This window comes from Agrococcus baldri (assembly GCA_900114805.1).
In the GTDB taxonomy this organism is placed as follows: Bacteria; Actinomycetota; Actinomycetes; order Actinomycetales; family Microbacteriaceae; genus Agrococcus; species Agrococcus baldri.
On the sequence record FOZN01000001.1, the window covers coordinates 618661 to 643768 of the forward strand.

A 25108-nucleotide genomic window follows, 5' to 3' on the forward strand; every position below is an offset into this window, starting at 1 on the left:
CGGCCTGACGGGCTCAGCTCCGTGCGCGCTCGCGCCGAACGCACCGCGCGCACCAGCGTGCTGCGACGGCTGACTGCCGTCGTCGCAGCAGCGGCCGTGCTGGCGATCACGGGCTGCGCGGCCGCGGCTCCCGAACGGCGCGATGCCGGCATCGCGATGTTCCAGTGGAGCTGGGACGCGATCGCCGCCGAGTGCCCCGCGCTCGGCGATGCCGGCGTCGCCTGGGTGCTCACCTCGCCCCCGCAGGAGCACGTCGACGGCGCGAGCGCCCGGGTAGCGGGCGCCGACGGCTCCGAGTGGTGGTGGTCGTACCAGCCGGTCTCGTACATGGTCGACTCGCGACTGGGCACGAGCGAGCAGTTCGCCGCCATGACGCGCGCGTGCGAGCAGGCGGGCGTCGACGTGTACGCGGATGCGGTGCTCAACCACATGGCGGGCGTCCCGGCGGGCACCGGCTGGTCGGGCACGCAGTTCAGCCACTACGCGTATCCGGGCCTGTACGACGCCACCGACTTCCACCACTGCGGACGCACCCCGCACGACGACATCGACGCCTACACCGAGCCGTACGTCATCCAGCACTGCGAGCTCGAGAACCTCGCCGACCTGGCGACCGAGAGCGAGCACGTGCGCGCGAACCTCCGCGCCTACCTGCAGAGCCTGCTCGACCTCGGCGCCGACGGCTTCCGCATCGACGCCGCCAAGCACATCGACCCGGACGACGTCGCCGCGATCGTCGCTGGCCTGCCGGAGGGCACGCCGGTGATCAGCGAGGTCATCCGCGGCGCGGGCGAGCCCGTCTACCCCGAGCAGTACACGCCCTTCTCGACCGTGTGGGAGTTCGGTTGGGCCGACCGCGTCGGCGAGTTCGTGCGCGGCGGCTCCACCCGCGCGCTCGCCGACCTCTCCCCCAGCGCCTACGGCCTGCTCGAGGAGGGTGCCCGCACCTTCATCGCGAACCACGACACCGAGCGCAACGGCACGACGCTCTCGTACGCGAACGGCCGCGAGTTCTCGGCCGCCACGGCCGTCATGCTCGCGAGCGACTACGGCCCGCCCACGCTCTACTCCGGCTACGCCTTCAGCGACCGCGACCAGGGGCCGGCGCTCGAGGACGACGGCACGGTGGCGGATGCCTCGTGCACGGGAGACGAGCACCCGGACGTGGTCGCGGGGCCGGGCTGGGAGGATCGCGCCTGGGTGTGCCAGCACCGCTGGCCCGGCACGCTCGAGCTGGTCGCCTGGCGCACCCGGGTGGTGGACGCGCCGGTGACGGCGACCGCCGCGGTCGACGACGTCTTCACCTCGATGCGGGGCGAGACGGCTGCGTTCGCGGTGCTGCTCGACGACGAGCCGGCCGCCGTGGAGGTGCCCGTGGCCCTGGCCGACGGCACGTACTGCGACGTCGTGGTGCCCGACTGCGCATCCGTCGTCGAGGTCGCCGGCGGCGTCGCCGTGCTGCAGCTCGAGCCGTGGCAGGCAGTGGCGCTCGATCGCTTCACGCGGCCGTAGCGCCTCTGCACGTCATGCCCGGGCGATCACACCAGCGACTCGCGCCAGGCGCGGTGCAGTGAGGCGAACTTGCCGCCCTGCGCGATGAGCTCGTCGGGGCTGCCGTCCTCGATGATGCGGCCGTGCTCCATCACCAGCACCCGGTCGGCGATCGCGACGGTCGAGAGCCGGTGGGCGATGATGATCGCCGTGCGGTCGGCCAGCAGCGTCGTCAGTCCCTCCTGCACGAGCCGCTCGGACGGGATGTCGAGCGAGGCGGTGGCCTCGTCGAGGATGAGCACGCGCGGGTCGGCGAGGAACGCGCGCGCGAACGACAGCAGCTGCCGCTGCCCGGCGCTCACACGGCCGCCGCGCTTGGCCACATCGGTGTCGTAGCCGTCGGGTAGCGCCTCGATGAATTCGTGCGCGCCGACCGCACGGGCCGCCAGCTCGATGTCCTCCGCGCTCGCGCCGGGCCTGCCGAGCGCGATGTTGTCGGCCACGGTGCCGGAGAAGAGGTACGCCTCCTGCGTCACCATCACGACCGCGCGCCGCAGGTCGTCGTTCGTGAGCTCGCGCAGGTCGACGCCGTCGAGCTGCACCGAGCCCTTCGTCGGGTCGTAGAAGCGCGAGATGAGCTTCGCGAGCGTCGACTTGCCCGCGCCGGTGGTGCCGACGAGCGCGATCGTCTGGCCGGAGGGGATGTGCAGGTCGAAGTCGGGCAGCACCGCTGCTTCGCCGCCGTAGGAGAACTGCACCGCGTCGAAGTCGATCTGGCCGCGCGAGGCGGGCAGCGCCTTCGGCTGCGCCGGCTCCTTGACGGTCGGCTCCTCCTCGAGCACGCCCGAGATCTTCTCGAGCGCGGCCGAGGCCGCCTGGTAGCCGTTGAAGAACATCCCGATGCCCTGGATGGGCTGGAAGAAGTTGCGTGCGTAGAGCGCGATGCCCAGCAGCGCGCCGATCTCGAGCGAGCCGTCGACGACGCGCAGGCCGCCCACCAGCACCAGCGTCGCGAGCGTGATGGCGCCGATCGCCATGATGCCCGGCTCGTAGATGCCGAAGATGTTGATGGTGCGGAAGTTGGCGTCGCGGTAGTCGTCGACGCGTTGGTCGAACTCGCGCTGGTCCTTCGGCTCGGTGCGGAACGCCTTGACCGCGCGGATGCCCGTCATCGTCTCGACGAAGTGCACGATCATGCGCGCGCTCGTCGTGCGGGTCTCGCGGAACAGCTTCGTCGAGCGCACCTGGAACCAGCGGGTCAGGACGATCGCGGGGATGAGCGCGAGGGCGATGATGAGGCCCGAGAGCGGGTCGAGGATGGTGATCGCCACCGCCGTGAAGCCCATGAACAGCACACCGCGCACGAGCTCGTTCAGCCCCTGGTCGAGCAGGTCGCGGATCGATTCGAGATCGCTCGTCTGCCGCGCGATGATGCGGCCGGAGGTGTAGGTCTCGTGGAACTCGAGGCTCAGGCGCTGCGCGTGGTCGAAGAGCCGGCGGCGCAGGTCGAACAGCACCGTCTGGCTGATGCGGGCGATGCTCACCGTGTAGACGAACATCAGCACGCCGCCGACGATCGCGGCGATGATGTAGACGATCGTCGCGCCCCACAGCGGCATCCAGTCGGCCTGCTCGATGATGGCCGGCAGCGCGGTGTCGATGCCGTAGGCGATCAGCATGGGGCCTGCGACGTTCGCCGCGACGGCGATCACCACGAGCACCATCGTGAGCACGACGCGCGTCAGGTGCGGCTTCAGCAGCGAGCCGAGCAGCCGGCGCGAGCGCGCGCGGATCTGCTTCGACTCCGCCTTCGTGTAGTCGGTGCGGTCTTCGCCCTGGACTCCCTGCACGGTCATCGGGCCACCTCCTCGGAGGTCGTCTGCGGATCGATCTCGTCGGGCCGGATCTGCTCCATCGAGCCGGTGACGGTCTCGATGGTCTTCCGGTCGCGTGCCGCCTCCTCGAGGCTGGAGATCACGAATCGGTAGTGGGCGTTGCGCGCCAGCAGCTCGGAGTGCGTGCCGACGTCGTCGATGCGCCCGTCGCGCATGAGCGCGACGCGGTCGGCGAGCTGCACCGTGCTGGGACGGTGGGCGACGATCAGCGCGGTGGTCGTCTCGAGCACGTTGCGCAGCGCCTCCTCGACGAGCGCCTCCGTCTCGACGTCGAGCGCCGAGAGGGGGTCGTCGAGCACCAGCACAGCGGGGGCGGCCGCCACTGCGCGCGCGAGCGCGAGCCGCTGCCGCTGACCGCCGGAGAGCGAGAGGCCCTCCTCGCCGATCTCGGTGTCGAGACCCTTCGGCAGATCGCGCGCGAAGTCGGCCTGCGCGATCGCGAGGGCGCGGTCGAGCGCCTCCTCGGAGGCATCCGGTGCACCCATGAGCACGTTGTCGCGCACCGATGCCGAGAACAGCGTCGCATCCTCGAAGGCCATCGCCACGTGCGTGCGCAGCTCCTCGAGGGCGAGGTCGCGCACGTCGACGCCGTCGAGCAGCACGCGGCCGCCGGTGACGTCGTAGAGGCGGGTCGGCAGCGCGGTGAGCGTCGTCTTGCCGGAGCCGGTGACGCCGATGAGCGCCATCGTCTCGCCGGGCTCCAGCGTCAGGCTCGCGCCGTCGACGAGGTCGCGCTCGTGCTCCTGCGCATCCTGGTAGCGGAAGTGCACATCCTCGAACACCAGGCGGCCCTTGGGGCGCGTGAGCGTGCGCGGCTCGGCCGGGTCGGTGATGGTGTTCTCGGAGTCGATGATCTCGTGGAAGCGGCGCGACGCGTTCGACGCGTCGATGAGGAACGCGAAGAGGAAGCCGATCGACTCGATCGGCCAGTTCAGCACCATCGCGACCGCGAAGAACCCGGCGAGCGTGCCGACCGAGAGCTGCCCGGTCGCGGCCAGCCAGACGCCCAGGAACAGGCAGACGGCGTAGGAGACGTACGGCACGATCGTCAGCCACATCCATAGGTAGCCGTCCATGCGCGCCTTGTCGATCTCGGTCTCGCGCAGCGTCGACGCCTGGTTCGTGAAGCCCTCGAGGGCGTGCCGGCCGCGGCCGAAGGCCTTCAGCACGCGGATGCCGTGGATCGACTGCTCGACGGTGGTCGCGAGGTCGCCCGCCTGATCCTGCGCGGCGCGCGAGACCAGGAAGTAGCGGCGCTCGAAGCGCACCGCGACGAACACGATCGGGGTGGAGAGCACCACGAACACCGACGCCAGGATCGGGCTCCAGACGAACAGGACGACGATCCCGACCACGAGCGTGATCGAGTTCACGACCAGCAGCGGTGCGCCGAAGGCGCTGAAGCGGCGGATCATGCCGAGGTCCTGCACGGCGCGGCTGAGCAGCTGCCCCGACTGCCAGCGGTCGTGGAAGGCGACCGGCAGCGCCTGCAGCTGGCGGTAGAGCGCGCTGCGCATCGTCGCCTCGACCTGCGTCGACGGCAGCGTGACGAGGAACCGCCGCATGAAGACGAAGAACGCCTCGCCCAGTGCCAGCGCGAGGATCAGCAGCGCGACGGGCCAGACGGCTCCCGCATCGGCCTCGGCGAGCGGGCCGTCGACCAGCACGCGCATCACCATGGGCGTCGCCAGGCTCAGCAGCGCCGAGAGCAGCGCGGCGAACGTGCCCAGCAGCAGCCGGGGCAGCACGGGGCGGATGTACGGCATGAGCCGGGCGAGCGCGCTCAGGTGGCCGATCGGCTCGGTCTGGTCGCCAGGCGTGTGGTCGCCAGGCGTCTGGTCGGGCGGGGACTGGTCCGGGATGGACGTCGACATTGGGGATCCTTCGAGGCCGCCGACGTCGTGCGTCAGCGGTGGGAGCGGCGCGACCGGTGGGTCGCGAGTGGTGGTGCTTCGTCGATGATCGGTTGCGCCACTGACAGGTCAGGGCGGACCGGCTGCGACGGGGCGAGCGGGGCTCGCGGCGGGCTGGCGGGCCCCGCTACCGGACGCCCGCGCGGGCAGAACCGACGGGGAAGAGGCCGGCGGCAGCGATCGGGGCGGTCGTCGTCGTGCTCATGGCATCCTCCTTGGTCGGCCGCTCCGGTGTGGTGCGTGCAGCCTTTCAGTCTAAGCAGATCCCCGCTGCCCCGTCCACCCCTGTGATCGGGTTCTCCCAATCATTTCTGCCTTGTCCCCCACTCCTGCGTGCGAGCGCGCGTCAGCGCTCCAGCTGCGCGAGCAGGCGGTCGGCATCGGCGGGGCGCGGGAGGAGGAGCAGGGGCGGCGCCGACGCATCCGCATGCCACTGGCGGATGCGCTCGCGCTTCGAGCGCCAGGAGCGGAAGTGCCACCACAGGATCGAGTCGCTCGAGAGCGCCAGCCGCACCGTCTCGCGATTGCCGTTGCAGACCGGTTCCCGGGTGCGGATGCGTCGGGCCGTGCGGCGCACGAGGCGCGCGAGCGACGTGGCGCGCGGGTAGTCGAGGCCGACGATCGCGTCGACCCGCTCGAGCGCGGCGGCGTTGTGGAAGCGGTAGACCGAGTCGATGACGTAGGCCTCGCGATCGAGCACCGGCAGGATGCGCCGGTCGAGCTCGTCGCGCGGCGGCTGCACCCAGCCCGGCTCCCAGCACAGGTCGTCCACCAGCACGACGGGCAGGCCGAGCCGCTCCCCCAGCGCCGCCGCCATCGTCGACTTGCCCGAGCCGGTGGCGCCGAAGCAGAGGATGCGGCGCGCCCGCCGCACGTCGTCGATGGTGCCCGCGCTCATCCGAGCGAGACTACCCGCTGACGGCGCCTGAGCATCAGTGCGCGAAGTGCCGCTCGCCCGTGAAGTACATCGTGATGCCGGCGGCGTTCGCTGCCGCGATGACCTCTTCGTCGCGCACCGATCCGCCCGGCTGCACGACCGCCGTGACGCCCGCGTCGAGCAGCACCTGCAGGCCGTCGGCGAAGGGGAAGAACGCGTCGGAGGCGGCGACCGAGCCGGCGGCCCGCTCCCCTGCGCGCGAGACGGCGAGGTGGCAGGAGTCGACCCGGTTGACCTGCCCCATGCCGACGCCCACCGAGGCGAGGCCGGAGGCGAGCAGGATGGCGTTCGACTTCACCGAGCGCACCGCGCGCCAGGCGAACTCGAGGTCGGCGAGCACCGCATCGGAGACGTGCGAGCCCGACACGCGCCGCCAGGTGTGCGACGAGAAGCCCTCGAAGGTGTCGGGCTGCTGCACGAGCACGCCGCCCGAGACCTGCCGCAGCTCGCTGCCCTCGCGCACGTAGCCAGCGGGCAGGCGCAGCAGGCGGATGTTCTTCTTGGCCGTCAGCAGCTCGAGCGCCTCGGGCTCGAAGTCGGGCGCGACGACCACCTCGGTGAAGATGTCCTTCACGGTCTCGGCCATGGCCGCGGTGACCGTGCGGTTCGCGGCGATCACGCCGCCGAAGGCCGACACCGGGTCGCACGCATGGGCGCGCTGGTGCGCCGAGGCGATCGCGTCAGCGGCACCGGGCGCGGCGACCGCGATGCCGCAGGGGTTCGCGTGCTTGATGATGGCGACGGCCGGCTCGGTGAAGTCGAACGCCGCGCGCAGGGCGGCATCGGCGTCGACGTAATTGTTGAACGACATCGGCTTGCCGTGCAGCAGCTCGGCCTGCGTGATGCCCTTCCCGCCCGGCAGCCCGAACAGGCCCGCCTGCTGGTGGCTGTTCTCGCCGTAGCGCAGCCCCTGCACGAGGCTCGCGGCGCCCACGGCCCTCAGCAGCCCGGTGGCGCTGCCGGTGTCGGGCAGGGCGTCGGATGCGTCGGCCCGCGCAGCCGTGCCCGGCGCGCCGGCGCGTGCGGGCGCGGGCGCCGCCGCCGCGCCGCGCTCGCCCGGCTCGACCGTCGCTGACTGCTCGGCGACGGAAGCGGCCGCCGCGGGAGCAGCGGCGGCGAGCGCGGCACCGGCTGCTGCCGCATTCGGCGCCGCGGTCGGCTCCTCGACCGGCTCGCCGGCGAACCAGCGCGCGACCGCGCGGTCGTAGCCGGCAGTGTGGGCGAAGGCATCGCGGGCGAGGGCGCGGCGCTGCATGAGCGAGAGGCCCGTCGCTGCCGCCCTGGCGATCAGCGGATAGACGCGCGGGTCGGTCACGATCGCGACGTTCGCATGGTTCTTGGCCGCGGCGCGCACCATGGCGGGGCCGCCGATGTCGATCTGCTCGATCACGTCGGCGTCGGCCGCGCCGGAGCGCACCGTCTCCACGAACGGGTAGAGGTTCACGATCACGAGCTCGAACGGCGCGATGCCCAGCTCGACCAGCTGCGCCTCGTGGTGCTCCAGCCGCAGGTCGGCGAGCAGCCCGGCGTGGATGGCGGGGTGCAGCGTCTTGACGCGGCCGTCGAGCGCCTCCTGGAACCCCGTGACGTGAGCGACCTCGGTGACCGGCAGTCCCGCATCCGCCAGCATCTTCGCGGTCGAGCCGGTCGAGACCAGCTCGACGCCGGCGGCGGCGAGCGACTGCGCGAGCTCGACGATGCCGCTCTTGTCGCTCACCGAGATGAGCGCGCGACGGAAGGGCACCTGATCGCGGTCGCGGTAGAGGCTGGGGTCGTGCTGGGGTCCGCTCACTGTGTTCCTTCACTGTCGGATCGGTCGAGTCGGTGCTCGAGGCCGTGATCGGCGAGGTCGATGGTGCCATCGGCGATGTGGGTGACGACCCGCGCCAGCAGGTCGCGCTCGACGAGCTTGATGCGCTCGTGCAGCACATCCTGCGTGTCGCCGGGCAGCACCGGCACCCGCTGCTGTGCGAGGATCGGTCCGGTGTCGACGCCGCTGTCGACGATGATGACGGTCGCGCCGCTCTCGGCGACGCCGGCCGCGAGCGCGTCGCGGACGCCGTGCGCGCCGGGGAACTCGGGCAGGTGCGCCGGATGGGTGTTGAGGATGGCGGGCTCGAAGCGGGCGACGGCGGCGCTCGAGAGCAGCCGCATGAAGCCGGAGAGCACGACCAGGTCGGGCTCGAAGCCTGCGATGCGGTCGGCGATGCGCATCGACCACTCCTCGCGCGGCGCGGTGAACGGCTCGACGAAGGTCGGGATGCCGGCGGCCTGCGCCGTCTCGAGGCCGCCGCACTCGCGATCGGCGCCGACGGCGATGATCTCGGCAGGCACGCGCCCCGACTTCGTGCGCTGCAGCAGATCGGCGAAGTTGGTGCCGCTGCCGGAGACGAGGACGACGAGACGCAGCACGGACTCCATCCTACCGAGGGCTGCGGTCGGCCTCCGCGTCGATCTCCTCGTCGGCCGGCGTCGCGCCGTCGGCCGGCGTCGCGCCGTCGGCCGGCGCCTCGTCGTCGGCCCCGCGGTCGACGTCGGCCAGCGTCTCCTCGTCGGCCAGCGTCTCCTCGTCGGCCAGCGGCTCGACGGCCTGCGTGCCGGTCTGATCCTCGGTCGAGACCGACACGACCGGCTGCGTCGCCTCGACCGGCTGCGTCGCCTCCGCCGGCTGCGGCATGGCCGGCTCGCCGTGCTGCTCGCCCACCCGCGCCGACTCGGTCGCCTCGCCGGAGGGCTCGATCACTGCGGTCTCGAGCTCGTCGGCAGCCGGCTGCGCGGCCGGCCGTGACCCGGTCGCGTCGCCGGTCGTCCGCTCTGCGGCCAGCGGCTCGATCGCTGCGGTCTCCTGCTCGTCGACGGCCGGCTCCGCCGGTGCGTCGTCCCCGCGGCCGAAGCCGAAGAAGTCGCGGATCGTCGATCCCTCGCGCTCCGCGGCAAGCGGCACCGCGAAGCCGCCCGCGAGCGCACCCGCGCCCCTGCCGCCGGCCACCATGCCGATCAGCAGGCCCACGCCGATCTCGAGGGCTCCCCAGGCGGCGACGAGCACCGCATCCGGACCGGTCGTCCCGAGCCTTCCGGGGCCTGCAGCACCGGTGGCGAGCATGGCGGCGATGCCCAGCAGCGCCCCCGCCAGCACACCCCCGCCGACGGCGGCGATCGCGAGCTCCCACCAGTGCACCGGGCGGGCCTCGCTGCCCGCAAGGAGGCTCTGTCGCGCGAGCACGCCCACCAGCACCGCGGCCAGCACCGGCAGCACCACGACGACCGCCATCCAGGGCTGCGCGCTCGGATCGATCGCGGCCAGCAGCGGCATCGCCGGCACCGGGCCGAGGTCGGTGCCCAGTGGAGAGATGCTCGAGCCGGTGCCGATCATGAAGCCCGGCCCGATCGCCCATGACGCGCCCCAGACGACCGCGATCGGCGCCAGTGCCAGCTGCAGCAGGAACAGCACGACCACGCCGACGGGCGTGACCCCGAGCGACTCGAGCATCAGCAGCGCGTCGGTGAAGCGCAGGAACAGGCCGACGGCGACCAGCAGCGCGCCGATGCCGAGCACGCCGATCGCGCCGCCGAGGCCCGCGCGGATCGCGGCGCGGATGGGTCGCAGCCACTGATCCTCGATCGTCAGGCTGCGCGCGATGGCGGCCAGCCAGTCGTGCCCGTGCACCGCCACCACCGCTCCGGCCATGCCGAGCAGCGCGACGAGCGCGGGCAGGATCGCCGCGTGCGCGAGGTTCGGCGCGACGCTCGAGTGCTGTGCGCTCGAGCCCACCAGCAGGCCGATCACCGCGGTCGCCGCGGCACCGAGCACGACCGCGACCGCGGTGTCGATCAGCGGCAGCGAGGCGAGGCGACGCCCGCTGCGCCAATGCAGCCAGAAGGTGATGAGCCCGATGCCCCAGGCGCCGAGCGAGAGCACGAACGAGCGTCCGGCCTCCTCGATGCCGATGGCGACGACGGCGTCGCGGCCCAGGGAGACGCCGATGTCGGCACCGTGCCCGAGCAGCCAGGCGTCGGCAGCCAGGCGCCACTGCAGCAGCGGGTCGCCGCCGAAGCCCTGGTCGAAGCCCCAGACGGCGAGCACGGCGAGCGCGCACACGACGAGTCCGACCGCCGCGATTGCGGCGGACTCGACTGCCTGGCCGATCCCGGCCCACACGCGACGCACGGCAGGCACTGTACCGAGGCATCCGCCCTCGTCGTCGTCGCCTCGCCGCGCGCCACCGGCTGGGCTCGCGGTAGGTTGGAAGGGTACGGCGCGGCCTGTGCACGCACTCTCGGCCGCCGTCCATCAACTTCACTGCAAGGGGTTCGAGCCGCATGGCCAAGATCATCTACACGTACACCGACGAGGCGCCGATGCTCGCCACGCACTCCTTCCTGCCGATCGTGAGCGCCTTCGCCGCCGCGGCCGACGTGGAGGTCGAGAGCCGCGACATCTCGCTCGCCGGACGCATCGTCAGCGCCTTCGCCGATCTGCTGCCCGCCGAGCAGCAGGAGTCGGACGCGCTGGCAGAGCTGGGCGCGCTGGCGCAGACGCCCGAGGCCAACATCATCAAGCTGCCGAACATCTCGGCATCGGTGCCGCAGCTGAAGGCGGCCATCACGGAGCTGCAGGGGCACGGCATCGCGCTGCCCGACTACCCGGACGAGCCCGCGAGCGATGAGGAGCGCGACATCCGCGCCCGCTACGACTCGATCAAGGGATCGGCCGTCAACCCGGTGCTGCGCGAGGGCAACAGCGACCGCCGCGCGCCGCGCTCGGTGAAGGAGTTCGCGCGCAAGCACCCGCACTCGATGGGCGCGTGGGCCGAGGACTCGAAGACGGCGGTGGCGACCATGAGCGCCGGCGACTTCCGCGCGAACGAGCAGTCGGTGACGATGCCGGCCGACGACACGCTGCAGATCCGCCTCGTGGGCACCGACGGCGAGACCACCGTGCTGAAGGACGGCCTGACGGTGCTCGAGGGCGAGATCGTCGACGCCACCTTCATGAGCGCGAAGGCGCTCGACGCGTTCCTCGTCGAGCAGGTCAAGCGGGCCCGCGACGAGCACGTGCTGTTCTCGGCGCACCTGAAGGCGACCATGATGAAGGTCTCCGACCCGATCATCTTCGGCCACGTCGTGCGCGCGTTCCTGCCGACCGTGTTCGAGAAGTACGGCGCGCAGCTCGACGCCGCCGGCCTGTCGGCCGAGAACGGCCTCGCCTCGATCCTGTCGGGCCTGGGCGAGCTCGACGAGTCGACCGCAGCCGGCGTGCGCAAGGCCATCGAGGACAACCTCGCCGACGGCCCGCGCCTGGCGATGGTGAACTCCGACCGCGGCATCACCAACCTGCACGTGCCCTCCGACGTGATCGTGGATGCGTCGATGCCGGCCATGATCCGACAGTCCGGTCACATGTGGGGCCCGGACGGCGAGGAGGCCGACACGCTCGCCGTGATCCCCGACTCGTCCTACGCCGGCATCTACCAGGTCGTGATCGAGGACTGCCAGGCCAACGGCGCCTTCGACCCGACCACCATGGGCTCGGTGCCCAACGTGGGCCTGATGGCGCAGAAGGCCGAGGAGTACGGCTCGCACGACAAGACCTTCCGCATCGAGCGCGACGGCACGGTCGAGGTCGTGAACGCGGCCGGCGAGGTGCTCCTGTCGCACGAGGTCGAGGCCGGCGACATCTGGCGCGCCTGCCAGACGAAGGACGTGCCGGTGCGCGACTGGGTGAAGCTCGCGGTCACGCGCGCCCGTGCCTCGTCGACGCCTGCGATCTTCTGGCTCGACAAGGGCCGCGCGCACGACGCCGAGCTGATCAAGAAGGTCGAGGCTGAGCTGCCGAAGCACGACACCGACGGCCTCGACATCCAGATCCTCAGCCCGGTCGACGCGACGAAGCTCTCCATCGAGCGCATCCGCCGCGGTGAGGACACCATCTCGGTGACCGGCAATGTGCTGCGCGACTACAACACCGACCTCTTCCCCATCCTCGAGCTCGGCACGAGCGCGAAGATGCTCTCGGTCGTGCCGCTGCTCAACGGCGGCGGGCTGTTCGAGACCGGCGCCGGCGGCTCCGCCCCGAAGCACGTGCAGCAGCTCGTCGAGGAGAACCACCTGCGCTGGGACTCGCTGGGCGAGTTCATGGCGCTGGCCGAGTCGTTCCGCCATCTGTCGGAGACGACCGGCAACGCCCGCGCCGGTGTGCTGGCCGAGACGCTCGACGCCGCGACCGGCTCGTTCCTGAACGAGAACAAGTCGCCCTCGCGCAAGGTCGGCGAGATCGACAACCGCGGCAGCCACTTCTGGCTCGCGCGCTTCTGGGCCGAGGAGCTTGCGGCCCAGAACGACGACGCCGCGCTGGCCGAGACCTTCGGGCCGGTCGCCGAGGCGATGGCCGCACAGACGAGCACGATCGAGCAGGAGCTGCTGACCGTGCAGGGCAGCCCCGTCGACCTGGGCGGCTACTACCGAGTCGAGACCGACCTGGCCGACGCCGCCATGCGGCCGAGCGCCTCGCTCAACGCGATCCTCGCGCCGCTGCGCTGATCAGCTTCGCGAATGGCCCGGCTCCGGCCGGGCCATTCGTCGTCTCTGCAACCCCTCGCGATGACGCGCCGCCGCGTCCGACGAGGGTGGATCAGGTCAGGTCGTCGTGCTCGCCGCGGCACCAGGCGATGTGGCGCGAAGCCGAGCGCTCCACCGCCGCCGGGCCGTCCTCGATCAGCTGGCCGGGGATGTTCCCGTAGATGCGGCGGTACGACAGCGGCGCGAGCTGGTCGGCGATCCGACGCACGACGCCGGGCGACATGGGGATGTTGTTCGGGAACGAGCGCATGAAGCTCAGGCTCGCGCGGTCGGGCTTGGGCTGGATGGTGTCGCCAGCCAGCAGCGATCCGTCCCCGCCGCTGCCCGCCGCCCAGAGCACCATCGCCGAGCCCGGGAAGTGGCCGCCGAAGCGGATCAGCCGTACGCCGGGCAGCGGCTCGAGCTCACCGTCCCAGAGCTCGATGCGCTCGTGCCGGCGCTGGATCCAGGCTGCGTCGCGCTCGCTCACGAGCACTCGTGCGTCCAACGCCTCCGCCCACGCGCACTGCACGCCGAACATGTGCGGGTGGGAGGCGGCGATCGCCGCCAGTCCGCCGAGCTCGCGCACCTGCTCGACCGCGTCGTCGGTGATCGTCCCGATCGGATCCCAGAGCAGGTTGCCGGCGTCGGTCTGCACCAGCAGCGCACGCTGCCCGATGCCGACGGCGGGCTCGGAAGTGAGCGCCCAGAGCCTCGGCTCGTCCTCGACGACGTCGATGCGCATGCCGTCGCGGGCGTGCACGTCCGTGCTCGTCCACGCCTGCCCGTGCTTCGGCACCCACTGCCGCTCATCGGCGCAGATGGGGCAGGTCTCGGGCAGCGGCTCTGCCGACTCGACGCCGCACGTCGCGCACAGGATCGTCGCGTGCGCCGCGCCGGCGACCATCAGCGCTCGTCGACCTCTGGCGCCGCGGCTTCGTCCTCCTCGGGCTCGAAGGTCGACGGCTCGTCGGTCGTGGTCGCGCCCAGCCCGTCCTCCTCGGGCGGGATCGTGCCGTCCTCGCCGAGGCCGCCGGGCTTCTTCGTGCCTTCGTCCTCGTTCCCTTGCTGCTCGTGCTGGTCGCTCATGACAGCCTCCTCGACGTCGCGACCGACGACGGCTCGTCGGATCGTGCAGCAACCGTAGTCGGCAGAGCCTGGCGACGGCTGGGTGCAGGCTCCGGACACGACGATGGGCCCCGGCCGCGGCCGGGACCCATCGTGGACGAATCAGCTCAGAGCGACTCGATGATCTCCCGCATCAGGCGGGCGGTCTCCGTCGGCGTCTTGCCGACCTTGACGCCGGCGGCCTCGAGGGCCTCCTTCTTCGCCTCAGCCGTGCCCGACGAGCCGGAGACGATCGCGCCCGCGTGGCCCATCGTCTTGCCCTCGGGAGCGGTGAAGCCTGCGACGTAGCCGACGACCGGCTTCGTGACGTGCGCCTTGATGTAGTCGGCTGCCCGCTCCTCGGCGTCGCCGCCGATCTCGCCGATCATGACGATCGCCTTGGTCTCGGGGTCGGCCTCGAAGGCCTCGAGCGCGTCGATGTGCGTCGTGCCGATGACCGGGTCGCCGCCGATGCCGATGGCGGTCGAGAACCCGAGGTCGCGCAGCTCGAACATCATCTGGTAGGTCAGCGTGCCCGACTTCGAGACCAGGCCGATCGGGCCCTTGCCGGTGATGTTGGCGGGCGTGATGCCCACGAGCGACTCCTCCGGCGTGATGATGCCGGGGCAGTTCGGGCCGATGATGCGCGTGGTGCCCTTGGCCTTCGCGTGCGCCCAGAACTCGGCCGAGTCCTGCACCGGGATGCCCTCGGTGATGACCACGAGCAGGCCGATGCCCGCGTCGACGGCCTCGATGACGGCGTCCTTGGCGAATGCCGGCGGCACGAACACGATCGAGGTGTCGGCGCCGGTGGCCTCCATGGCCTCGGCGACCGAGCCGAACACGGGCAGCTCGACGGCCGAGCCGTCCTGCGCCGTGTGCGAGACGGTCGTGCCGGCCTTGCGTGCATTCACGCCGCCCACGATCTGGGTGCCGGCCGCGAGCATCCGCGCGGTGTGCTTCGAGCCCTCGCCCCCGGTGATGCCCTGGACGATGACCTTGTTGTCCTTGTTGAGGTAGATCGACATCTCTTGCTCCCTTACGCCGCAGCCAGCTCGGCGGCCTTGTCGGCTGCCTCGTCCATCGTGTCGACGACCGTCACCAGCGGGTGCGCGGCGTCGGCGAGGATCTTCCGACCCTCCTCGACGTTGTTGCCGTCGAGTCGGACGACCAGCGGCTTCGAGGCCTCGTCGCCGAGGATCTCGAGCGCCTTGACGATGCCCGTGGCGACCGCGTCGCACGCGGTGATGCCGCCGAAGACGTTGACGAAGACGCTCTTGACGTCCGTGTCGTTCAGGATGACGTCGAGGCCGGCAGCCATGACCTCGGCAGATGCGCCGCCGCCGATGTCGAGGAAGTTGGCCGGCTTCACGCCGCCGTGCTTCTCGCCTGCGTAGGCGACCACGTCGAGCGTGGACATAACGAGGCCCGCACCGTTGCCGATGATGCCGACCTGGCCGTCGAGCTTGACGTAGTTGAGGTCGGACTCCTTGGCCTTCGCCTCGAGCGGGTCGGCCGCGTCCTTGTCCTCGAGGGCCGCGTGGCCCTCCTGACGGAAGTCGGCGTTCTCGTCGAGCGAGATCTTGCCGTCGAGCGCGATGATGTCGCCGCCCTCGGTGAGCACGAGCGGGTTCACCTCGACGAGCGTGGCGTCCTCCTTGACGAAGACGTCGTAGAGCTTCACGATCACGGGCGCGACCTTGGCGACGAGCTCCTCCGGGAACTTGCCGGCGCGCACGATCTCCTCGGCCTTCGCGGCGTCGATGCCGACGGCGGGGTCGACCTCGATCTTCGCGAGCGCCTCGGGGCGCTCCTCGGCCAGCTGCTCGATCTCCATGCCGCCCTCGAAGGAGCACATGGCGAGGTAGGAGCGGTTCGCGCGGTCCAGCAGCACGGAGAAGTAGTACTCCTCCTTGATCGCGGCGCCCTCCGCCACCATCACGCGGCGCACCGTGTGCCCCTTGATGTCGAGGCCGAGGATCGCCTCCGCTGCGGTCTTCGCCTCGGCGGGGCTCTTGGCGAGCTTCACGCCGCCTGCCTTGCCTCGTCCGCCGGTCTTGACCTGTGCCTTCACGACGACGACACCGCCGCCGAGCTCCGTGGCTGCTGCCTCGGCCTGCTCGGGGGTGTCGGCCGTGATGCCGCGCAGCACGGGGACCCCGTGCTGCTCGAACAGGTCTCTTGCCTGGTACTCGTAGAGATCCACGCGTCATCCAATCCGTGTGTTTGGGGGGATTCGCCGTGGCAAGCCTAGCCGCCCGGCGCATGCCTCCCCGCCCGCTTTCGGGCTGCCGAAGGGCCAAGATTCGGCTTTCTTGCGGCTTTCGTACGAGCCTCGCCTTGCTTGCGGCGGGCCGTGCGACAGCCGACGATGGGGGTCAGGAGGAACTTCCATGGATCCCGCTCTGCAGCGCCGGCCGGACCTGCCGCCGCCCGTCGCGTCGATGATGTCGAAGCTCAACTGGCTGCGCGCCGGGGTGCTGGGCGCGAACGACGGCATCGTCTCGACCTCGGCGCTGATGGTCGGCGTCGCCGGCGCCGGCACCGCGATCGGCGGCGTGCTCACCGCAGGCGTCGCGGCCATGGTCGCCGGTGCCTTCTCGATGGCCGTGGGCGAATACGTCTCGGTCTCCTCGCAGCGCGACAGCGAGCGCGCAGCCATCCGGCGCGAGCAGGCGCTGCTGCAGGCGAACCCCGACGGGCAGATCGATCAGCTCGCGCACATGTACGAGGAGCGCGGACTCGAGCCGGCCACCGCGCACCGCGTCGCCGTCGAGCTCACGCACGCGGATCCGCTACGCGCGCACCTCGACGTCGAGTACAACCTCGACCCCGACGATCTCAACAACCCGTGGGCGGCAGCCGCCTCCTCAGCGGTGGCGTTCACGCTCGGCTCGCTCATCCCGCTGCTGGCAGCGCTGCTCGCCCCCGCCGCCTGGATGCCGTGGTCGATCGCGGCCGCCACGGTCGCCGCCCTGCTGCTGACCGGCATCGTCTCGGCGCGCATCGGCGCCTCGAGCAAGCGTGCTGCGATGCTGCGCGTGCTGATCGGCGGGGTGATCGCGCTCGCCGCGACCTGGTCCATCGGGTCGCTGCTCGACACCCCCGTGCACTAGCGGGCATCGCGGATCGCTAGGGGCTGCCGCGTCCGCGCTGCTCCTCGCGCTCCTCTTCCTCGTCCGGCACATCGAGCTGCGACACCACCGAGACCGACACGTCCTGCACCCGCCAGTCGAGCGCCAGGATGTCGTCGACCGCGCGGTCGAGATCCGAGACCTTCACCTTCGCGCGCTTCGGCACGACGTAGGCCTCGACGTGGAAGACCTGCCCCTCGTCACGGATGCGGCTCGCGGCGTGATGCACCCAGCGCAGACCGCGCAGCACCTCATCGACGCGACCGTGCACGGGATGCGGCTGCTTCTGGTCGTAGGTCGTCGCTCGCATGTCCATCAGGTCGAGCACGGAGCCGCGGGTGTTCGTGATGCCGTCCCAGAGGATGCTGGCGGAGATGAACAGCGCCGCCGCACCGTCGAGCCACCAGATGCCGAGGCCGATGCCGAGCACGCCCACGATCGAGCCGGCGTTCGTCGTCCAGTCGGCCTTCGCCATCGCCGCGTCGGCGTAGAGCAGCTTGTTGTCGAGCTGCTTGGCGAGCTTCATCTTCATGGGGCCGTAGATGAGCGGGCCGATCACGATGAGCGCCATCACCGCGATCATGACCCAGCCCTGCCAGATCGTCATGCCGAACAGCTGCATCGTGCCGATCGGCGGATGCTCCTGCTTCACGAGGCCGCTGATCGCCTCGAAGCAGAGGTTGGCGCCGACGGCGAGCAGCGCGACGCCCGCGACGAGGTGACCGACGCCCATCGCCCGGTGGTAGCCGTACGGATGCTTTGCCGTGGGCTTGCGGCGGATGATCGGCAGGGCGACCAGGAAGGCGATCTGCGGCAGCGTCGAGAGGATGTCCTCCACCCAGGCCGTCTGCATCGCCTGGGAGTTGCCCATCACCAGGGCGACGACCGTGATCGTGACCGCCGTGTACGCGAGCACAGCCCACTCGAGGTTGCGCGCCTTGCGCAGCAACCGCTCCTGCTGCTCGGGCAGCTCCAGCCTGCCGGTCCGGCTCATCTCTCCCCCTGCGCCTCTGCGTCGAGGTGGCGCTCGAGCGCCGAGAGGAAGGCGTTCTCGCCCATCGGCGCGAGCATCACGAGCCCAGCGCTCGAACCGTCCGCCTGCTCCGCCTGCGCGTAGGCGCGCGTCAGGGCGACCCGGTCGCTCCACGGGGTGTCGTCGGTGAGTCCGCCGATGACGAGATCGATCTCGCCGGCCTCCAGCAGCCCGACGAGGGTCTGCTCGCTGCCCTCGGTCCATTCGACCGTCGCGCCGATCGAGTCGGCGAACGAGGTCACCACCTCGACCTCGCTGCCCGTGGGCTGCTCCTCGCTCGCATCGACGTACGGCGGGTTGGGCGTGACGCCCACTTCGAGCACGCCGCCGGTGACGGCATCGAGCGTGCCCTCGACGTCGGAGGGGATCGTGATGCCGCAGGCCGCGAGCGCCCCCGCGATCCCGACCGCGACCACGGCAGCGCCGACGCGCCGCGGACGCGTCGGCCGCATCCGTGCTCCTGGCATGCCTGCAGGGTACGCCCGGGTGCACACCGAGGCATCCGGCAGACTCAACGCCGAGCGCTGTAGCGCAGCTCCGGCCTGCCCGTGCCGCCGTAGCGCGGCGAGACCTCCACGCGGCCGTCGACGACGAGCCGCTCGAGGTAGCGACGGGCGCTCACTCGCGACATGCCGAGCTCCTGTCCCACATCCGTGGCGCTGACGCTGCCGTCGGCCGTCTCCAGCAGTGCTGCGACACGGTCGAGCGTGAGCTGCGATCCCGCGGACGGCGGCTTCTGCCGCTCGCCCCCCGGCCGCTCGCTCGGTTGCAGCATGGCGTCGACCGCCCGCTGGTCGAGCGGCTGCGTCGAGAGGCTCTGCGCCTGCACGAGCTCGGCGCGGATCGACTCGAGCCGTTCGCGCATCGCCTCCATGCCGAAGGGCTTCACCAGGTAGTGGCGCACGCCGAACGAGCGTGCCGCTCGCACCGTCTCGAGGTCGCGGGCGGCGGTGACTGCCACCACCTCGCCCGAGAACCCGCGCGCCCGTGCGACGCGCAGCACCTCGATGCCGGATGCGTCGGGCAGGTGCACATCGAGCAGCACGAGATCGGGCCGCACGGCCTCGATCGCCTCCAGGGCATCGCGACCCGTGCCGGCCTCGCCCACCACCGCGAACGCTCCGTGCCGCTCGACGAAGCCGCGGGTGACGAGCGCGACGGCCTTGTCGTCCTCGACGATGAGCACGCGCAGCGGCCTCACGCGAGCACCTCGCTCGGCACCACCGGCAGCCGCGCGACGAAGCGCGCGCCGCCGAGCGGAGAGTCCTCGACGACGGCCGAGCCGCCCAGGCGCTGCGCGACGCGGCGCACGAGCGTGAGCCCGTAGCCGCGCACGAGGCCGCCGGAGCGCTGCTTGCTGGAGACCTCGACGGCGAAGATCGACTCGCGCTGCGAGCGCGGCACACCCGGCCCGTCGTCGTCGACCACGATCGTCACGACCCGGCCGGCGTCGGTGTCGGCGTCGTCGATCGACACCTCGATGCGTCCGGCGGGCGAGGCGTCGACCGCGTTGTCGACCAGGTTGCCCAGCACCGTCAGCCAGTCGCCCGCGACCGAGAGCGACGGCGCGGGCCGCAGTGACGCATCCGGGGCCACCAGCAGCTCGACGCCGTGCTCGCGCGCCTGCGCCCGCTTCGCCAGCAGCAGTGCCGCCACCTCGAGCTCGAGGATGCCCGACGCCGGCTCGAGCGCCGCGAGCGCACCCCCGGCGCCCGCGCGCTCGATCACGGCCATCGCGGCGTCGGTCTCGCCCAGCTCGAGCAGCCCGCCGAGCGTGTGCAGGGTGTTGGCGAACTCATGCTGCTGCGCGCGCAGCGTCTCGGTCATGCCCTGCGCGCCGGCGAGGTCGCGCAGCGCCGCGTCGAGCTCGGTGCGGTCGCGCAGGATGAGCACGGTGCCGACCGCGCGGCCGTCGACGACCACCGGGTCGGCGCGCACCACCAGCATGCGCTCGCCCGCGAGGACCAGCTGCTGCTCGCCCGCGTCGTTCAGCAGCGCGTCCATCCGAGCGTCGACCACGTCGGCCACAGGCACACCGGCGAGGTCATCGCCCTCGCGCCCCAGCAGCCGCAGCGCAGCATCGTTGCAGAGCACGATCGCGCCGCGCTCGTCGAGCACCACGAGGCCCTCGCCGATGCCGTGCAGCGTGGCGTTGCGGGTCTCGAGCATCGACTTGATCTCGTCGGGCTCGAGTCCGTAGATGCGGCGGCGCACGAGCGAGGCCGCCCAGCTGGCGAGCACGACGCCGACGACCGCGGCGACCACCAGGAACAGCGCCAGGATCCAGATGTTGTTCAGCCAGTCGGCCTGCAGCTCCGACTCGAGGATGCCGACGGAGACCTGGCCGATGATCTCGCCGTCGCGGCCGAAGACCGGCACCTTCGCGCGCCAGGACTCGCCGAGCGTGCCGGTCTGCGTGTCGACGAACAGCTCGCCCGTGAGCACCGCGTTCGGCGGTGTCGAGACCACCTCGCCGATGCGCTCGACGTTCGGGTGCGAGAAGCGCACGCCGCCCCGATCGGAGACGACGACGTAGGTGACGTCGGATGCCTCCCTGACGGTCTCGGCGATCGGCTGGATGACCTCGGAGGGGAAGCGGTCGTCGAACGCGTCGATCACGGTGGGCAGCTGCGCGACCGAGTAGGCGACGCCGATCATCCGGTCGAGGTAGGCGTCGCGCAGCGAGCGCTCCTGCAGCCAAGCGGCGGCGATGCCGGAGGCGACGATGACGACGAGCATGATGGCGCTCTGCAGCACCACCAGCTGCGTGCGCAGCGTCATCCCCCGTCGCATGCCTCAATGCTAGGCGGCGCGCGGCCGACCGATCACTGACCAGAACGACCGAAACGGCCGAATCGACCACAACGGCACCTGCCGGTCTCGTTCGAGTTAGCGTCGCCGGTGATCGCGACCCGGCATGGTGCCGGGCGCTCAAGGAGGAGAAGTGCGATCCATGCACCCACGCACCACGCGCAGCACGCGTCTGCAGTCCATCGCCCGCATCGGCATCGCGGGCGTCGCCGCCCTCACGCTGGCCGCCTGCTCGTCGAGCGGCGCACCGGCCGGCTCTGACGCCCCCGACGGCGAGGCGGCTCCGGCCGCGATCGACGCCGTCAACGTCATCGCCCCGGCCGACCCGGGCGGCGGCTGGGACGCCACCGCTCGCGCCATCGGCCAGGTGCTGACCGACTCCGACCTGGTCGGCAGCGCCCCGGTCACGAACATCGGCGGCGCCGGCGGCACCGTCGGCCTGGCGAGCCTCGCCACCGAGACCAACCCGAACACGCTCATGATCACGGGCTCCGTGATGATCGGCGCGGTGGAGACCAACGCCTCCGACAACCGCGTCGAGGACACCACGCCGATCGCTGCCCTCACCGAGGAGCCGCTCGTCATCGTCGTGCCCGCCGACTCGGAGTTCGAGACGCTGCAGGACCTCGTCGACGCGATCGTCGCCGAGGGCAAGGGCGTCGCCGTCACGGGCGGCTCGGCCGGCGGCATCGACCACATCCTCGCCGGCCTGCTGCTGACCGAGGCGGGCGTCGCGCCCGAAGAGGTGCCCAACACGCTCAACTACATCGCCAACTCCGGTGGCGGCGAGGCGCTGACGATGCTGCTCGGCGGCACCGTTCAGGCCGGCATCTCCGGCGTGGGCGAGTTCTCGGAGTCGGTGCTCTCGGGCGACCTGCGCGCGCTGGCCGTCTCGAGCGCCGAGCCCGCCGAGCTGCTGCCCGACGCACCGACGATCCAGGACGAGGGCATCGACGTGACGCTCACCAACTGGCGCGGCGTCATCGCCCCGGGCGGCATCTCCGACGAGGAGCGCCAGGCCCTCATCGACCTGGTGACGCAGCTGCACGAGCAGGAGGCCTGGACCGAGCTGCTCGCCACCAACGGCTGGACGGATGCGTTCATGGCCGGTGACGAGTTCGACTCGTTCGTGACGGACGAGATCACGCTCACCCAGGAGACCCTGCGCACGATCGGCCTGATCGAATGAGCACCGCCCCGGCCGACGCAGCCTCGCAGGCTGCGTCGGCCCGGGCGCGCGCCGCCCGCATCGAGGCGATGGTCTTCGTCGGGCTCCTGGTGGTGCTGTCGGTCGCCGTGCTGATCGCGACCACCACCATCCGCGAGCCGCCCGGCTCGACGGGCACCCTCGGCGCACGCGTGGTGCCCTACGTCGTCGGCGGCCTGCTGCTGCTCAGCTCGCTCGCCGTGCTCATCCAGCAGCTGCGCGGCCACTTCGGCGCCTCCGAGGCCGGCGAGGACGTCGACCTCGAGCACGGCACCTCGTGGGGCTCGACGGGCATCGTCGTGCTCGCGTTCCTCTCGCTCATCATCACGATCCCGTGGCTGGGATGGCCGCTCGGCGTGGTCGTGCTGTTCACGGGCGCCTCGCTGGCGCTGGGCGCGAAGCGCTGGTGGGTCTCTGCGCTCATCGGCCTCGGCCTCGGCGCCGTGACCCAGTTCCTCTTCGGCACGCTGCTCGGGCTCTCGATGCCCGTCACCGGCACCCTCACCTCCTGGATCGGCCTCTGATGGACACCTGGTCCCTGCTGCTCGACGGCTTCGCCACCGCGCTCCAGCCCATCTACCTGCTCTACGCGCTGCTCGGCGTGCTGCTGGGCACCGCCGTCGGCGTGCTGCCCGGCATCGGCCCGGCGATGACGGTGGCGCTGCTGCTGCCGATCACCTACGCGCTCGAGCCGACCGCGGCGTTCATCGTCTTCGCCGGCATCTACTACGGCGGCATGTACGGCGGCTCGACAACCTCGATCCTGCTGAACACACCCGGCGAATCCGCGTCCATCGTCACGGCGCTCGAGGGCAACAAGATGGCCCGCGCCGGCCGCGGCGCCGCCGCCCTCGCCACCGCCGCCATCGGCTCCTTCGTGGCCGGCACGATCGCCACCGTGCTGCTCACGCTGCTGGCACCCACCGTCGCCCGCTTCGCGGTCAGCCTCGGCCCATCCGACTACTTCGCCCTGATGGTGATCGCGTTCCTGACGGTCGGCGCCCTGCTGGGCGACAGCGCCTGGCGCGGCATGGTCTCGCTCTCGATCGGCCTGTTCATCGGCCTGATCGGCGTCGACACGCTCACCGGGCAGACGCGCTTCACGCTCGGCATCCCGCAGCTCGGCGACGGCATCGACGTGGTGCTGGTCGCGGTCGGCCTCTTCGCGCTCGGCGAGGCCCTCTACGTGGGCTCGCGGCTGCGCGGCGGCGAGCTGCCGATCATCCCGATCACGCGCGGCTGGCGCACCTGGATGCGCCGCAGCGACTGGGCGCGCTCGTGGAAGCCGTGGCTGCGTGGCGCGGCGATCGGCTTCCCGATCGGCTCGATCCCCGCTGGCGGTGCCGACGTCGCCACCTTCCTGTCGTACGCCTCCGAGCGCAGCCTCGCGAAGCCGGAGTACCGCAAGCAGTTCGGCAAGGGCGCCATCGAGGGCGTCGCGGGGCCGGAGGCGGCGAACAACGCCGCGGCTGCGGGTGTGCTGGTGCCGCTGCTGACGCTCGGCATCCCCACCTCGGCGACGGCCGCGATCATCCTGAGCGCGTTCCAGACCTACGGCATCGCGCCCGGGCCGCGACTGTTCGAGACGCAGCCGGTGCTCGTGTGGGCGCTCATCGCCTCGCTGTTCATCGGCAACGCGATGCTGCTGGTGCTCAACCTGCCGCTGGTGGGCATGTGGGTGAAGCTGCTGCAGATCCCCCGCCCCTACCTGTACGCGGGCATCCTGGTGTTCGCGGGGCTGGGCGCCTACGCGGCGAACTTCACCACCTTCGACATCGGCGTGCTGCTGGTGCTGGGTGTGCTGGGCTTCTTCATGCGGCGGCTCGGCTTCCCGGTCGCGCCGCTGGTGGTGGGCGCGATCCTGGGGCCGATGGCCGAGGAGCAGCTGCGCAAGGCCATGCAGATCTCGCAGGGGGACCCCGCCTACCTCGTGCACAGCCCGTTCTCGTGGATCGCCTACGGCCTGATGGTGGTCATCATCGCCCTGTCGCTGTGGCTCAAGCGCCGCCGCGCGCGCTACGAGGCATCCCTGCCGGCGGTCGACACGGTCGCCATCAGCGCGCTGGATGAGGACATCGAGTCGCACGAGCCGCACCCCGAGCTCGACCGCGGCCGGCTCTCCACCACCGCGCTGCCGCGGGTGCGGCGCGACGGCGAGGACGACGACCCCGACGATCCGGCGCCGTCCCGCTGATGCCACGATGGCCGCATCGAGGCCACACGACGGATGCCGTCCCGGACACCCGGGGCGGCATCCGTCGTCTGCGGGGCCCGGCGCCCGAGACGGGCGCCGGCACTGGAGTCGCACCGAAGGCCCGAAAGGACCTCCGGTCTCAGCCCCCGCGCGCGCGTGGGCGGCCCGGCGTAGCGTCGGGCACGACGCGGCCGACGGCGACCGCGCACCACGATGGGAGCGAGCATGGACTACCGCATCGAGCTGATCTTCGTGCCGGTGAGCGACACCGACCGGGCGAAGGCGTTCTACGAGCAGCAGCTGGGCTGGCACGTCGACCACGACCGCAGAGTCTCCCCCGAGCTGCGATTCGTGCAGGTCACGCCGCCGGGCTCGGCCTGCTCGATCGCGTTCGGCGAGGGGCTGCTGGAGGGCGAGCCGGGCAGCCTGCACAACGTGCAGCTGGTGATCGACGACGCCGACGCCGCGCGTGCCGAGCTGCTCGCGAACGGCGTCGGCGCGAGCGAGGTCGACGAGCAGTCGTGGGGCCGCTTCGTCACCTTCGCCGACCCGGACGGCAATCGCTGGACGCTGCAGGAGCTGCCGGACTACAGCGCGCAGACCTGAGCTGTGCCAGGCTGGTGAGCATGCAGGAGCAGCGGGACGAGCGAGCACGAGAGCACGACCGCATCCCGGCGGAGCTCGACCCGTACTTCGAGCGCTTCGACGACGAGCGGCCGCCGCGCACGATGCGGCGTCGCCTGCAGCCGGTCATCTGGCTGGTGGGCGCGGTCACGCTCGTGGCGATGGTGCTGCTCGTGACGCCGGGGCTGTAGCCCTCGCGCGACC

General features: G+C 71.6%; 22 protein-coding genes. 8 read left to right on the forward strand and 14 right to left on the reverse strand.

Annotated features, from left to right (window positions below):
• Positions 1-21: 21 nt before the first annotated feature.
• The gene (locus tag BM288_RS02955; protein ID WP_092915671.1) at positions 22-1512 is read left to right on the forward strand and encodes an alpha-amylase family glycosyl hydrolase; all 1491 of its coding nucleotides are present in this window, start codon (positions 22-24) and stop codon (positions 1510-1512) included.
• Between the two features lie 26 nt (positions 1513-1538).
• On the opposite strand, the gene BM288_RS02960 is transcribed toward BM288_RS02955, so the two are convergent.
• The 6 genes from BM288_RS02960 to BM288_RS02985 all read right to left on the reverse strand — a co-directional run bounded on the left by BM288_RS02960 (position 1539) and on the right by BM288_RS02985 (position 10404).
• Complete coding sequence (locus BM288_RS02960) at positions 1539-3347, reverse strand: ABC transporter ATP-binding protein (RefSeq protein WP_092915673.1); 1809 nt, start codon at positions 3345-3347, stop codon at positions 1539-1541.
• Positions 3344-5260 (reverse strand): ABC transporter ATP-binding protein, encoded by a 1917-nt coding sequence (locus tag BM288_RS02965; RefSeq protein WP_092915675.1) that lies wholly within the window; start codon positions 5258-5260, stop codon positions 3344-3346. The genes BM288_RS02960 and BM288_RS02965 overlap by 4 nt, the downstream gene beginning before the upstream one ends.
• 385 nt (positions 5261-5645) lie before the next feature.
• Positions 5646-6197 carry a P-loop NTPase family protein gene (locus tag BM288_RS02970; RefSeq protein ID WP_092915677.1) on the reverse strand — a complete coding sequence of 184 codons (552 nt, stop codon included), beginning with the start codon at positions 6195-6197 and terminating at the stop codon, positions 5646-5648.
• Positions 6198-6231: 34 nt separating this feature from the next.
• Entirely contained in the window at positions 6232-8028 is a 1797-nt protein-coding gene (purH, locus tag BM288_RS02975; protein WP_092915679.1) for a bifunctional phosphoribosylaminoimidazolecarboxamide formyltransferase/IMP cyclohydrolase, read from the reverse strand.
• Positions 8025-8648: a phosphoribosylglycinamide formyltransferase gene (gene purN / locus BM288_RS02980; RefSeq protein WP_092916219.1), complete on the reverse strand. Its 624-nt coding sequence runs from the start codon at positions 8646-8648 to the stop codon at positions 8025-8027. The genes purH and purN overlap by 4 nt, the downstream gene beginning before the upstream one ends.
• A gap of 10 nt (positions 8649-8658) precedes the next feature.
• Entirely contained in the window at positions 8659-10404 is a 1746-nt protein-coding gene (locus BM288_RS02985; RefSeq protein ID WP_092915681.1) for a cell division protein PerM, read from the reverse strand.
• Positions 10405-10556: 152 nt separating this feature from the next.
• Between BM288_RS02985 and BM288_RS02990 the strand changes: the two genes are divergently transcribed.
• Positions 10557-12776, forward strand: a complete 2220-nt coding sequence (locus BM288_RS02990; protein ID WP_092915683.1) for an NADP-dependent isocitrate dehydrogenase — start codon at positions 10557-10559, stop codon at positions 12774-12776.
• A gap of 91 nt (positions 12777-12867) precedes the next feature.
• Here the strand turns inward: BM288_RS02990 and BM288_RS02995 are convergent, their stop codons facing one another.
• From BM288_RS02995 to sucC, 4 genes are all read right to left on the reverse strand, one after another.
• Positions 12868-13701 (reverse strand): MBL fold metallo-hydrolase, encoded by an 834-nt coding sequence (locus BM288_RS02995; protein WP_092915685.1) that lies wholly within the window; start codon positions 13699-13701, stop codon positions 12868-12870.
• Entirely contained in the window at positions 13701-13883 is a 183-nt protein-coding gene (locus BM288_RS03000) for a hypothetical protein (protein ID WP_092915687.1), read from the reverse strand. The genes BM288_RS02995 and BM288_RS03000 overlap by 1 nt, the downstream gene beginning before the upstream one ends.
• Before the next feature lie 146 nt (positions 13884-14029).
• A complete protein-coding gene (sucD, locus tag BM288_RS03005) occupies positions 14030-14929 on the reverse strand; it encodes a succinate--CoA ligase subunit alpha (RefSeq protein WP_092915689.1) in 900 nt (299 codons plus the stop codon).
• Between the two features lie 11 nt (positions 14930-14940).
• Entirely contained in the window at positions 14941-16107 is a 1167-nt protein-coding gene (gene sucC, locus BM288_RS03010) for an ADP-forming succinate--CoA ligase subunit beta (RefSeq protein WP_092915691.1), read from the reverse strand.
• Positions 16108-16294: 187 nt separating this feature from the next.
• Here sucC and BM288_RS03015 point away from each other — a divergent pair, with 187 nt between their 5' ends.
• Positions 16295-17017, forward strand: coding sequence for a VIT1/CCC1 transporter family protein (locus tag BM288_RS03015; RefSeq protein WP_177220228.1), 723 nt, complete (start codon positions 16295-16297; stop codon positions 17015-17017).
• Positions 17018-17033: 16 nt separating this feature from the next.
• On the opposite strand, the gene BM288_RS03020 is transcribed toward BM288_RS03015, so the two are convergent.
• Genes BM288_RS03020 through BM288_RS03035 form a run of 4 tightly spaced genes read right to left on the reverse strand, consistent with a single transcriptional unit; the run spans position 17034 to position 20861 of the window.
• On the reverse strand, positions 17034-18029 hold the full coding sequence (locus tag BM288_RS03020; protein WP_092915693.1) for a cation diffusion facilitator family transporter: 996 nt from the start codon (positions 18027-18029) through the stop codon (positions 17034-17036).
• Positions 18026-18535, reverse strand: a complete 510-nt coding sequence (locus BM288_RS03025) for a transporter substrate-binding domain-containing protein (protein ID WP_318255298.1) — start codon at positions 18533-18535, stop codon at positions 18026-18028. The genes BM288_RS03020 and BM288_RS03025 overlap by 4 nt, the downstream gene beginning before the upstream one ends.
• Positions 18536-18579: 44 nt before the next feature.
• Positions 18580-19269, reverse strand: coding sequence for a response regulator (locus tag BM288_RS03030; RefSeq protein ID WP_318255299.1), 690 nt, complete (start codon positions 19267-19269; stop codon positions 18580-18582).
• Positions 19266-20861 (reverse strand): ATP-binding protein, encoded by a 1596-nt coding sequence (locus tag BM288_RS03035; RefSeq protein ID WP_092915697.1) that lies wholly within the window; start codon positions 20859-20861, stop codon positions 19266-19268. The genes BM288_RS03030 and BM288_RS03035 overlap by 4 nt, the downstream gene beginning before the upstream one ends.
• Positions 20862-21021: 160 nt before the next feature.
• On the opposite strand from BM288_RS03035, the gene BM288_RS03040 reads away from it, so the two are divergent.
• The 5 genes from BM288_RS03040 to BM288_RS03060 all read left to right on the forward strand — a co-directional run bounded on the left by BM288_RS03040 (position 21022) and on the right by BM288_RS03060 (position 25095).
• Positions 21022-22068 (forward strand): Bug family tripartite tricarboxylate transporter substrate binding protein, encoded by a 1047-nt coding sequence (locus BM288_RS03040; protein WP_092915699.1) that lies wholly within the window; start codon positions 21022-21024, stop codon positions 22066-22068.
• Positions 22065-22610, forward strand: a complete 546-nt coding sequence (locus BM288_RS03045; protein WP_092915701.1) for a tripartite tricarboxylate transporter TctB family protein — start codon at positions 22065-22067, stop codon at positions 22608-22610. The genes BM288_RS03040 and BM288_RS03045 overlap by 4 nt, the downstream gene beginning before the upstream one ends.
• A complete protein-coding gene (locus BM288_RS03050) occupies positions 22610-24280 on the forward strand; it encodes a tripartite tricarboxylate transporter permease (RefSeq protein WP_092915703.1) in 1671 nt (556 codons plus the stop codon). The genes BM288_RS03045 and BM288_RS03050 overlap by 1 nt, the downstream gene beginning before the upstream one ends.
• A gap of 225 nt (positions 24281-24505) precedes the next feature.
• The gene (locus BM288_RS03055; RefSeq protein ID WP_092915705.1) at positions 24506-24886 is read left to right on the forward strand and encodes a VOC family protein; all 381 of its coding nucleotides are present in this window, start codon (positions 24506-24508) and stop codon (positions 24884-24886) included.
• A 20-nt stretch (positions 24887-24906) separates the two neighbouring features.
• The gene (locus BM288_RS03060) at positions 24907-25095 is read left to right on the forward strand and encodes a hypothetical protein (RefSeq protein WP_092915707.1); all 189 of its coding nucleotides are present in this window, start codon (positions 24907-24909) and stop codon (positions 25093-25095) included.
• Positions 25096-25108 lie beyond the last annotated feature (13 nt).

Excerpts from the sequence above, each read along its gene's own strand:
- BM288_RS02960 (WP_092915673.1), bottom strand. The coding sequence starts at position 3,347 with ATGACCGTGCAGGGAGTCCAGGGCGAAGACCGCACCGACTACACGAAG.
- BM288_RS02965 (WP_092915675.1), bottom strand. The coding sequence starts at position 5,260 with ATGTCGACGTCCATCCCGGACCAGTCCCCGCCCGACCAGACGCCTGGC.
- BM288_RS02970 (WP_092915677.1), bottom strand. The coding sequence starts at position 6,197 with ATGAGCGCGGGCACCATCGACGACGTGCGGCGGGCGCGCCGCATCCTC.
- BM288_RS02990 (WP_092915683.1), top strand. The coding sequence starts at position 10,557 with ATGGCCAAGATCATCTACACGTACACCGACGAGGCGCCGATGCTCGCC.
- BM288_RS02995 (WP_092915685.1), bottom strand. The coding sequence starts at position 13,701 with ATGGTCGCCGGCGCGGCGCACGCGACGATCCTGTGCGCGACGTGCGGC.
- BM288_RS03000 (WP_092915687.1), bottom strand. The coding sequence starts at position 13,883 with ATGAGCGACCAGCACGAGCAGCAAGGGAACGAGGACGAAGGCACGAAG.
- sucD (WP_092915689.1), bottom strand. The coding sequence starts at position 14,929 with ATGTCGATCTACCTCAACAAGGACAACAAGGTCATCGTCCAGGGCATC.
- BM288_RS03015 (WP_177220228.1), top strand. The coding sequence starts at position 16,295 with ATGGATCCCGCTCTGCAGCGCCGGCCGGACCTGCCGCCGCCCGTCGCG.
- BM288_RS03020 (WP_092915693.1), bottom strand. The coding sequence starts at position 18,029 with ATGAGCCGGACCGGCAGGCTGGAGCTGCCCGAGCAGCAGGAGCGGTTG.
- BM288_RS03025 (WP_318255298.1), bottom strand. The coding sequence starts at position 18,535 with ATGCCAGGAGCACGGATGCGGCCGACGCGTCCGCGGCGCGTCGGCGCT.
- BM288_RS03035 (WP_092915697.1), bottom strand. The coding sequence starts at position 20,861 with ATGCGACGGGGGATGACGCTGCGCACGCAGCTGGTGGTGCTGCAGAGC.
- BM288_RS03040 (WP_092915699.1), top strand. The coding sequence starts at position 21,022 with ATGCACCCACGCACCACGCGCAGCACGCGTCTGCAGTCCATCGCCCGC.
- BM288_RS03045 (WP_092915701.1), top strand. The coding sequence starts at position 22,065 with ATGAGCACCGCCCCGGCCGACGCAGCCTCGCAGGCTGCGTCGGCCCGG.
- BM288_RS03050 (WP_092915703.1), top strand. The coding sequence starts at position 22,610 with ATGGACACCTGGTCCCTGCTGCTCGACGGCTTCGCCACCGCGCTCCAG.
- BM288_RS03055 (WP_092915705.1), top strand. The coding sequence starts at position 24,506 with ATGGACTACCGCATCGAGCTGATCTTCGTGCCGGTGAGCGACACCGAC.
- BM288_RS03060 (WP_092915707.1), top strand. The coding sequence starts at position 24,907 with ATGCAGGAGCAGCGGGACGAGCGAGCACGAGAGCACGACCGCATCCCG.